At 72.5% G+C, this 9,215-nt stretch carries 9 protein-coding genes; all 9 read right to left on the reverse strand.

Features of this window, described 5'->3' with window-relative positions; all coding sequences use genetic code 11:
* Positions 1–116 precede the first annotated feature (116 nt).
* Positions 117–1,373: an o-succinylbenzoate synthase gene (menC, locus tag AC1DY2_RS09875; protein WP_476762261.1), complete on the reverse strand. Its 1,257-nt coding sequence runs from the start codon at positions 1,371–1,373 to the stop codon at positions 117–119.
* Entirely contained in the window at positions 1,370–2,182 is an 813-nt protein-coding gene (locus AC1DY2_RS09880) for a hypothetical protein (RefSeq protein WP_476762262.1), read from the reverse strand. Before AC1DY2_RS09880 ends, menC begins: the two co-directional genes overlap by 4 nt.
* Positions 2,179–3,453 carry a saccharopine dehydrogenase family protein gene (locus AC1DY2_RS09885; RefSeq protein WP_476762263.1) on the reverse strand — a complete coding sequence of 425 codons (1,275 nt, stop codon included), beginning with the start codon at positions 3,451–3,453 and terminating at the stop codon, positions 2,179–2,181. The genes AC1DY2_RS09880 and AC1DY2_RS09885 overlap by 4 nt, the downstream gene beginning before the upstream one ends.
* A gap of 341 nt (positions 3,454–3,794) precedes the next feature.
* Complete coding sequence (locus tag AC1DY2_RS09890) at positions 3,795–4,760, reverse strand: hypothetical protein (RefSeq protein ID WP_476762264.1); 966 nt, start codon at positions 4,758–4,760, stop codon at positions 3,795–3,797.
* Between the two features lie 242 nt (positions 4,761–5,002).
* Positions 5,003–5,920 (reverse strand): factor-independent urate hydroxylase, encoded by a 918-nt coding sequence (gene pucL, locus AC1DY2_RS09895; RefSeq protein WP_476762265.1) that lies wholly within the window; start codon positions 5,918–5,920, stop codon positions 5,003–5,005.
* A gap of 3 nt (positions 5,921–5,923) precedes the next feature.
* Positions 5,924–6,265 carry a hydroxyisourate hydrolase gene (uraH, locus tag AC1DY2_RS09900; RefSeq protein WP_476762266.1) on the reverse strand — a complete coding sequence of 114 codons (342 nt, stop codon included), beginning with the start codon at positions 6,263–6,265 and terminating at the stop codon, positions 5,924–5,926.
* Positions 6,262–6,756, reverse strand: a complete 495-nt coding sequence (gene uraD / locus AC1DY2_RS09905; protein WP_476762267.1) for a 2-oxo-4-hydroxy-4-carboxy-5-ureidoimidazoline decarboxylase — start codon at positions 6,754–6,756, stop codon at positions 6,262–6,264. The genes uraH and uraD overlap by 4 nt, the downstream gene beginning before the upstream one ends.
* Positions 6,746–8,164, reverse strand: coding sequence for an allantoinase AllB (gene allB / locus AC1DY2_RS09910; protein WP_476762268.1), 1,419 nt, complete (start codon positions 8,162–8,164; stop codon positions 6,746–6,748). The genes uraD and allB overlap by 11 nt, the downstream gene beginning before the upstream one ends.
* A gap of 8 nt (positions 8,165–8,172) precedes the next feature.
* Positions 8,173–9,018, reverse strand: a complete 846-nt coding sequence (locus AC1DY2_RS09915; RefSeq protein ID WP_476762269.1) for a bifunctional allantoicase/(S)-ureidoglycine aminohydrolase — start codon at positions 9,016–9,018, stop codon at positions 8,173–8,175.
* Positions 9,019–9,215: the final 197 nt, after the last annotated feature.

Raw genomic sequence — 9,215 nt, forward strand, 5'->3', positions numbered from 1 at the left:
GTTCGCCATCGACGACGACCCGCGCCTGGCGGCGTCGGCAGCGGCGATCGGCGAGCTCGCGCTCACGCTGCGGTGAGCCGCGTGTCGCGTCATCGGCTGGACGGCAGCCGCTGAGGTCAGCGGGTGAGCACCACGGGCTCGCGCGTCGCCCATTCGCGCACGAGGTCCTCGCGCACGGTCACGCCCGTGCCCGCGGCATCCGGAACCCGAAGCTGCCCGCGATGCTCGCCGGCGGGGTCGCCGAGCACGAACGGCTCGGTGAGGTCCTCGGCGAAGTAGCGGCCCGATGCCGAGGTGTCGCCCGGCAGCGTGAAGCCCGGCAGGGCCGCGAGCGCGACGTTCGCCGCGCGACCGATCCCCGTCTCGAGCATGCCGCCGCACCACACCGGCACGTCGAGCGCGCGGCACGCGTCGTGCACGCGCAGTGCCTCGAGGTAGCCGCCCATGCGACCCGGCTTGATGTTCACCACGCTGGTCGCCTCGCGATCGATGGCGTCGACCGCGGTCGTCACGTCGAGGATCGACTCGTCGAGGCACACCGGGGTCTCGCACGCCTCGGCGAGGCGCACGTGCGTGGCGAGGTCCTCCTCGGCGAACGGCTGCTCGATGAGCAGCAGGCCGAACGCGTCGAGCTCGGCGAGCAGCGGGATGTCGTCGGCGGTGTAGGCGGTGTTCGCGTCGACCTGCAGCAGCCCGGCCGGCCCGAGCAGCTCGCGCACGGCTCCCACGGGCACGAGGTCCCAGCCGGGCTTGATCTTGAGCTTGATGCGGCGGTAGCCCTCCTCGACGTAGCCGGTGACCTCGTCGAGCAGCTCCTCGAGGGTCGGCGCGATGCCGACCGACACGCCGCAGTCGACCCAGTCGCGGGTCGCACCGAACAGCTCGCCCATCGAGCGGCCCTGCGCGCGCAGCTCCGCGTCGAGCACGGCCGCCTCGAGCGCCCCCTTCGCCATCCGGTGCCCCGCGACGAACGCGAGCGTCGGGCCGACGGATGCCGCCAGCGGCACGGATGCCCCGCGCCGACCCGGCCCGTCGAGGCCGGCCGCGCCTGCGGCATCCGTCGGCTCGCCCTGCCCGGTCTGCGCTGCCGCTGCGTGGACGTGCGTTCGGGCCCCGGGGTGGAGCAGCGCCGGTGCGAGGTAGCGCTCGATGACGGATGCCGCCCCGTCGACGTACTCGCCCGAGTAGAACGGGTCGCGGCCGGCGACGCACTCGCCCCAGCCCTCGCCGGCGTCGGTGGCGACGTGCACGAGGAGCACCTCGCGCACGGTCTCGCGGCCGAACGAGGTCTCGAACGGGCGCACGAGCGGCACCTCGAGGCGATGCAGCTCGATGCGCTCGATGGTGGGGATGTCGCTCGTCGTGTCGCTCATGATGCCTCCCGGTCGGGGTCGTCGCGCGTGAAGACATAGTCGCCGTTCGCGTCGAGGTCGACGCGCAGGCCCGGGTCGGCCGCGAGCACCGCGAAGGCCTCGCGGGATGCATCTCGGAGCCGGGCCGCACCGGCGGGGTCGGCGGCGCGAACCGCCTCGAAGTCGGCCACGAGCGGCAGGCCGCCCTCGGCAGCCCACTTGGGAACTGCGCCGCCGACGAGCGCCCGCACGGTGCGCGGCGCGTCCAGGCGCCACCGCACCTCGAACCGGTCGCTGCGATCGCGGCCTGTGATCGCGTCGTCGAGCACGCCGTAGAAGTCGGGCCGGAACGCGACGACCTCGGCGCCGAGGCGCACGAGATTGAGGCGGGCGTTGCGGCGGATGAGCGGGTCGTACGTCCAGCGCATCTCGGTGACCCCGTGCGCCAGGCACACCGCCCGCTGGCGGAGCTTGAGGGCGACGCCGATGCCGCGTCCGCGCGCCGCCGGGTCGACGGCGTTCATGTGCGAGTGCAGGTGCAGGCGGCCCGCCCAGCCGAGGAACCCGAGTGTCGCGCCGAGCGGTGCGCCCGCGGCATCCGCACCGTCCTGGCCGAGCTCGACCGCGACGAGCACGGTGTTGCCCGCGTGATCGATGGCCTGGATGATCGAGCGGTCGGGTCCGCGACCCTCTCCCCAGGTCGCCTCGAGGCGGGCGAGCACGCCGTCGAGCTCGTCGGGACGCGCCGGACGGGTGCGGATGCCGCTGCGGGCGTCCGCGGCATCCGCCATCGCGTCGGCCTCAGCCGCCGCAGCCTCGGTGACGGTCACGCCAGCCGATCCTCCATGCCCCACGTCTGGCCGTAGCCGCCGTCGGACTCGGGGCGGGCCATGAGGTCGAGGAACGGCGCCGCGTCGAACGCCTCGGGGCCGAGCACGCCGGTGCCCGTCCAGGCGCCGGTGGCGAGGAGCTCGAGCGCGATGACCGGGTTCAGGGCCGTCTGCCAGACCACGCACTGCGCCTCGTACTCGGCCATCGTCCACTCGTTGTCGGACACGTGGTACAGGTACACCTCGCGCGGCTCGCCGTCGGTGCCGATACCGGTGACCCAGAGGCCCGCGCACGTCTTGCCCGTCATCCGCGGGCCGATGGTGGCCGGGTCGGGCAGTGACGCGGCGACCACATCGCGCGGCGCGACCTCGACCGGGCCGTTCGCCGAGCGCACGCGCACGGGCGTCGTCGAGTCGAGGCCGAGCAGGTGCAGGGTCTTCAGCACGGTGATGAACTCGTCGCCGAGGCCGTACTTGAACGTGACCCGCTTCGCGTCGACCCAGCGGGGCATGAGGAGCACTTCCTCGTGCTCGACGTTCACGCACTCGACCGGGCCGATGCCCTCGGGGAACTCGAAGACCTCGGGCTCGCTGAACGGCGGCGTCGTGAACCAGCCCCCGTCCTCCTCCCAGACCACGGGCGGATTCAGGCACTCCTCGATCGTCGTCCAGATCGAGAACGACGGGGCGAAGATCTCGTTGCCCTCCTCATCGGTGACGACGAGGTTCGCGCCGTCGCGCACGCCGAGCTCGTCGATGTCGGAGAACAGGTGATCGGCGGCGTACCGGGCGAACACGTCGGACAGGCCAGGCTCCACGCCCATGCCGACGAGCGCGAGCCGGCCGGCGGCCTGCCAGTCGGGGGCCTGCGCGAACTGGTCGTCGCCGAGTTTCACCCCGGTCTGGGCGTAGGGGTCGGTCGGATGCGGCTCGGACAGGCTCATCGCCATGTCGAGGTAGTCGGCCCCGGCGGCCAGCGCGCCGGCGAAGATCGACGGTACGAACTTCGGCTCGACCGCGTTCATCACGTGCGTGGCGCGCATCTCGCGGGCGACGGATGCCACGACATCGGGGTCGCTCGCGTCGATCCTGGTCGTGGCGAACCGGGCGGCCACCTCGTCGCCGTGCCGCCCGCGGATCCACTCCACGGTGCGCTCCGCCCGCGATTCGTCGTAGTCGCTCACGACGAGGAGCTCGAAGAAGTGGCGACGAGCCGCGATCTTCGCGATGGCATCTCCGACGCCTCCGGCGCCGACGAGGAGGATCCGCATCCCCCGACGCTATCGCGGGCGGGATGCCCAGTCGATGCCGCACCGTCCCGGGATCACACGGATTCCGAACGGGTCGTCCTGGGCCGCACCGCCCGCCCGCGGCATCCGCTCGCCCGGCCACTCACCCACTGGCCGGCTCACCCAGACACCCGCTCACCATCCGCCCATCCGCCTCGCCCTCACCGGCCCAGCACCGAAATGTAGGAACTTTCGAGCGACGAGCGGCGAGTCCCCCGTCGATACCCACACCCCTCCGGTGTGTCTTCCTACATGTCGCGCCGGTGCGGTGGGCAGGGTTCCGACCTGGCCCTGAAAGTGTGGACCCGAGCGCTGGTGATCCGTCAGCGGGTGATCGGCGGCAGGCCGCGGTGGCGGCGCACGATCTCGGCGTCCGCGACGGTCCGAGTCACCGCTGCGAGCGTGAGGGGCCAGTCCTCGGTGACGTGCCGAGCGCTCGGCCTGATCACCGGAACACCGAACGCCAGGCCCACGAGGGTGCGGTCTCGGTCCGTGAAGAACTCGCCGGCGCCCGAGTGGTATCCACGACCATCCACCTCGAAGAGCACGCTTCCGTTGATGACCCCGTCGTACCGCCCGAATCCGGCCAGGTCGACTTGAGGTTCGACCCGGAAACCGGCGTTGGAGACCCGCCTCACGAACAGGCTCTCGACGCCGGATTCGGGCCGGCCCGTGAGTTCGTCGACGAGGGCGGTGGCGCGATCAGGCAACGACGACACGATCTCGTCGACCTGCCGCCTGGTCAGAACCCCTTCGTGCAGCGCGGAGTCGATCGCCGCGCTCCCGTGCTCGGCGTCCAGGCACCGGAGCGCGGACGCGAGAGCCGACTGCGGCGAAACGATCCAGTCGAGGGCGGCGCGCGGCGCGCGCTCGACCGCCCAATGCACGCGCGGAGCGGCATCCGATGCCAGACGGACGGTGCGCGTGCGCGACCTCGATGACGGCACCGACGGATGCCACACGCCGATGCTCTCGGCGGCGGGTGACCGGGCGGACGGGTGAACGCGGGAAGCGGTGCGGTGCACCTGCAGGTGGAGGACGTCGTCGACGCCCGACCAGACGCCGAAGCGGCGCAACGCGGAGACGCACCCGAGGCGTCCGCCGATCGCGACTGCGCGGAGCTGGTCGCGATCGGCGAGCGGCGAGGCGATCCAGCCGTGGCGCGGGCGCAGCAGCAGCCCCCGGTCGAGCCCGGCACGAAGCTCCGCGCGGGTCACGCCACGCACGAGCAGCCTGCCCACGCGCGCGACCTGGCCAAGGCGGGCGAGCTCGCGGAGGACATCGGGCATGGGAAGAGCCTCGCGAGTGGGGCGGCCCGCTCGCGCGCGAGTGGCGGATTCGTGGCGGTCTCGGCCCGCCCAGGCGTGTGGGAGGAGGAGTGGTGCCACGGCGGAACGGAGGAGAAACTGCTGGGACGGCCGCGTGCCGTGGCCATGACGCGCCGTGGACGGGCGGGAACTTCCTACATTTCGGATTCCCGGAAGGTGAGTTGTGGGGCGGAGGGAAGAGGGAAGGGATCAGGCGGGCCGGGTCAGCAGAACCCGGCGACGCCGTCCCAAGCGGCCGGCGGGGACTCCACGCCCTCGCGCACCACAGCCGCCTCGATCAGGCCGTAGGGGCGGTCGGCGGCGAAGAACACCTCGTTGGGGTTGTCGAGCCCGAACGGCGAGAGGTCGACGAGGAAGTGGTGCTTGTTCGGCATCGAGAAACGGATCTCGGCGATCTCGGGATGCCGCTCGAGCACCCGTCGGCCCATCTCGAACAGGGTCGCCTGCAGGCCGGGCGAGTAGCCGTCGGCGAACGCCTCGAGCAGCTGGCCCCGCACCGAGGCGTACACCGCGTCGTAGTCGACCTCGGCCCGGGCGGCCCCTCCGTCGGTGCCGTAGCGCCACCGGGCGGTGACCTCGGTCGCGAGGATGCGGTCGGTCGTCTCGGGGAGCGTCGTGTAACGGTCCTTCGGATACCCGACGAAGCCCGAGTCCGTGCTCTTCAGCACCGTCAGCCCCCTGAGGCCGCCGAGCACGTGGCGGTCGGCGCCGTCGGCGATGACGAGCGCCGTGCGCACCTCGCGCCCCGAGCGCACGAACCCGTGATCGTGCTCTTCGGAGCCGGTGCGGATGCGCTCCCAGTCGAAGCGCTCGGCCTCCCACCGTCCGCCGGTCACCCAGTCGAAGGAGCCGGCGAAGTGGTCGGCCAGCCGCAGCAGGAACGACTCCGGCGACCCGATGCCGTCACGGGCGAATGCGAAGATCGTGTTCTTCTGCGTGTCGGTCGGCACGACGTGGTCGTTGTCGCCGGCGAGGTGTGCCGCCGTGAAGTCGCCACGCAGCTGGGAGGTCACGTTCAGGTCGTCGATCTCATGCCGGGCGGTGTCGCGGATGAGCTTCACGACGCGCACCTCCGCCTTGCCGTACTGGTTGGCGCCGAGGACGATCGTGGACTCGGTCATGGCTCAGCTCCCTCGGTAGGTGGAGTAGGCGAACGGGCTCAGCAGGAGCGGCACATGGACGTGCCGGCCATCGTCGGTGACGATGAAGGTGATGATCGCCTCGGGGTAGAACGTGACCGCGTTCCTTGCCCGGAAGTACGCCCCGGTGTCGAAGCGCAGACGGTACTCGCCCGCGGGCAGGTCGTCGCCGCCGAGTCGCATGATGCGGCCGTCAACGTCGGTGATGCCGGCGTCGAGCGGCCGCCAGCCGTTGCCCTCGCGACCGGCGAGCTCGACGTGCATCCCCTGCGCGGGCACGCCGGTCGACGAGTCGAGCACATGGGTGGTGATGCGGGAGGTGGTCATGCGAAACGTCCCTTCAGTCGGAGCACGGCGATCTGGCGCAACTGGTCGGCGACGACCGGTTGCTCCTCGGCCGGCGTGTGCGCCAGCCGCTCGGTGAGCGCGGCCAGGATGTCGGATGCCGAGCGGCCGGCGGCCCGGATGAGGAACACCCGTCCGAACTTCTGCTCGTACGCGCGGTTGCCGGCGGCGAGCTCGTCCGCCACCCGGGCGTCGGCCGGGTCGACGCCGGACTGCTCGGACCGTGACATCGCCGCCTCGGCGTCGGTGCCGGCCGGGCGCTCGCCGATTCGGGGGTGGTGCGCGAGCGCGCCCTCGACCTCAGCCACGGTGAACGGCGAGGCGGCCTCCGCGGCGGCGTCGAGCAGCGCCTCGACCGACGCGTACGGCCGGCCGTCGGCGAGCTCGGCGCACCAGCGTGACACGTCGACGCACGGGCGCAGCCACGCGATCGCCTCGTCGCGATCGGCGGCGTTGAACTCCTCAAGCGTCATCGCCTGCACCCTCCGATTCTGCCCGCCGCAGCAGTCGCCCACGCGGAGCCGTGCGGTCGACGGGCGAGCCCGCGAGCCACGTGCGCCGCACGACGCCGTGCAGCTCGCGTCCGTCATAGGGCGTGATCGGATGCCGGTGCTCGAGCGCCGCGCCATCCACGGTGTACAGCTCGTCGGGCGCGAACACCACGAGGTCGGCGTCGCGGCCCTCGGCGATCGCGCCCTTCGTCCCGAGGCCGACCCGGCGCGCGGGCGCCGCCGACATCCACTCGACGACGCGGGCGAGCGGGATGCCGCGGCGTCGGGCTTCCGTCCACACGAGGCCGAGCCCGAGCTGCAGCGACGCGATGCCGCCCCACGCCTCGGTGAAGTCGCCGTCGCCGGCGAACTTCAGCTCGGCGGGCGCCGGCGAGTGGTCGGAGACGATGAAGTCGATGACGCCCTGCTCGAGTCCGCGCCACAGCGCGTCCTGGTTCGCGGCATCCCGGATCGGCGGGCAGCACTTGAACGCGGTGGCGCCCGCCGGCACCTCCTCGGCCGTGAGCGTCAGGTAGTGCGGGCACGTCTCGACGGTGAGGGGCACGCCGTCGGCCTTGGCTTCGGCGATGAGCCCGAGCGCGCTCGCCGCGCTGAGGTGGAGGATGTGCGCCTGCGCGCCCGTGCGCGCGGACGCCTCGATGACCGCGGCGATGGCGGCGTGCTCGGCCGTCGCGGGACGCGACGCGAGGAAGTCGGCGTAGTCGCGGCTGTGTGGGTGCGGGAGCGCACGCCCCGCGGCGCCGATCACGGCGGCGTCCTCGGCGTGCACGATGAGCAGCGAGCCGGTTCCGGCGACGACGCGCATCGCCGCCTCCATCTCGTCGGCCGAGACGGGCGGGAACTCGTCGACGCCCGAGTCGACGAGGAAGCACTTGAACCCGAACACGCCCTCCGCGACGAGCTGTTCGAGGTCCGCGAGGTTGCCGGGCACGACCCCGCCCCAGAAGCCGACGTCGACGAAGACGCGTCCGCGCGCCGCCGCGCGCTTGGTCGCCAGGGCTGCCACCGACGTCGTCGGCGGGATGCTGTTCAGCGGCATGTCGACGATCGTCGTGACTCCCCCTGCGGCGGCGGCCCGCGTCGCCGACGTGAAGCCCTCCCATTCGGTGCGGCCGGGCTCGTTCACGTGCACGTGCGTGTCGACGAGCCCGGGGATGAGTACCTCGTCATCGGAGAGCCGCACCACCTCCGCCGCGTCACGCCCGAGACCCGCCCCGAGCGGGGCGACGGCCACGATCCGGCCGTCGCGCACCCCGACCTCGGCAGGTGCGAACGCGCCGTCCACGAGCACGCGGCCGCCTTCGAGCACGAGATCGAGGGGCCCGGATGCCGCGACGGGGGCTGATGCCGCAGCGGCCGTCCGCGGCATCCGCTCGCTCATCCCCATCGGCTGGCCGTGCGGCCGGCGGCGAGGCCGGTCAGCCGCACCTGCCGGTTGACGTCCTTGTAGAGCAGGTACCGGAAGGGCCCGGGCCCACCCGCGTAGCAGGCCTGCGGGCAGAACGCGCGCAGCCACATGAAGTCGCCCGCCTCGACCTCGACCCAGTCGCCGTTCAGGCGGTAGACGCCCTTGCCCTCGAGCACGAACAGCCCGTGCTCCATGACGTGCGTCTCGGCGAAGGGGATCACCCCGCCCGGCTGGAAGGTGACGATGTTCACGTGCATGTCGTGCGCGAGGTCGTCGGGGTCGACGAACCGCGTCGTCGACCAGGCGCCGTTCGTGCCGGGCATCTCCTGCGGCGGCACGTCGGCGTCGCTCGTGACGAACGAGGTCACCTCGTGGCCCTCGAGCGGCTCGTAGGCCTTTCGGATCCACTGGAAGCTCGTGAACTCCGAGCCCTCGTTGGCGATCGCCCAGCTCGCCCCCGGCGCGAGGTAGGCGTAGCCGCCCGCCTCGAGCACGTGCTGGTCGCCCTCGAGCTCGAGCGTGAGCTCGCCCGCGGTCACGAACACGACGCCCTCGACGCCTTCCTCCCGCTCGGGCCAGTCGGCGCCGCCGCCCGGGCCGATCTCGACGATGAGCTGCGAGAACGTCGTCGCGAATCCGGCGATCGGCCGGGCGAGGATCCACGCGCKGGTGTTCGTGAACCCCGGCAGGTTGCTCGTGACGATGTCGCGCAGCACGCCCTTCGGGATGACGGTGTACGCCTCCGTCACGATCGCGCGGTCGGTGAGCAGCTCGGTCTGCTCGGGCAGCCCGCCCTGCGGGGTGTAGTAGCTCATGGGACCTCCTCGTCCGTCGCCGCGCGGGCCGCGGCATCCGCTCAGCTCGTGGTGCTCGTCGGGCGTGTCGGGCTCGTCGCGCTCGTCGCGCGGGTCGCTCGCCTGGGGTGGGCGAGCGCGACGAGCGCCGCCTCGTCGAGGCCCGAGTCGGCCGCGACCTCGCCGGGCAGGATCGCCCCGCAGCGCACGCCCCGCAG

The sequence above is a fragment of the Agromyces sp. P1_H4 genome (assembly GCF_056405255.1).